1 protein-coding gene is annotated in these 371 nt (G+C 66.8%); it reads right to left on the reverse strand.

The annotated features are described in order from the left end of the window. The coding region (locus HU735_RS27420) for a ShlB/FhaC/HecB family hemolysin secretion/activation protein (RefSeq protein ID WP_186716488.1) at positions 1-371 on the reverse strand (371 nt) is incomplete at both ends.

Here is a 371-nt window from a genome sequence, read left to right on the forward strand (position 1 = left end):
TTCGACGGCAGGCGGTTGAGCTGGTCGACCATCTGCTCGATCTCGCGCAGGTTCAGGCGCTGGTCGATATCGCCGGGAAAGGCCATGGCCAGTTCGCGGTCGCTCAGGCCACTGGTCGGGTCCGGGCGCAGCCCTTCCAGGCGCCCTTCCACCACAAGTACCTGCAGGTGGCCCGAGGACAGGTCCTGCTGCGGCAGGTAGGCACGGCTGGTGACCAGGCCGCGCCCCAGGTAATGGTCGGTGATGGCCTTGAGCAAGGCATTGAGCTGGGTGACGCCCAGGCACTGGTCGATGAAGGGCTTGAGCAGGCGGTCGCGGTCGGCGGCGGACAGGCTGTCGGCGCCCTTGAGCTCGATGGTGTGGATGGTGAA

It is taken from the genome of Pseudomonas sp. BW16M2 (assembly GCF_014268865.1).
In the GTDB taxonomy this organism is placed as follows: domain Bacteria; phylum Pseudomonadota; class Gammaproteobacteria; order Pseudomonadales; family Pseudomonadaceae; genus Aquipseudomonas; species Aquipseudomonas peradeniyensis.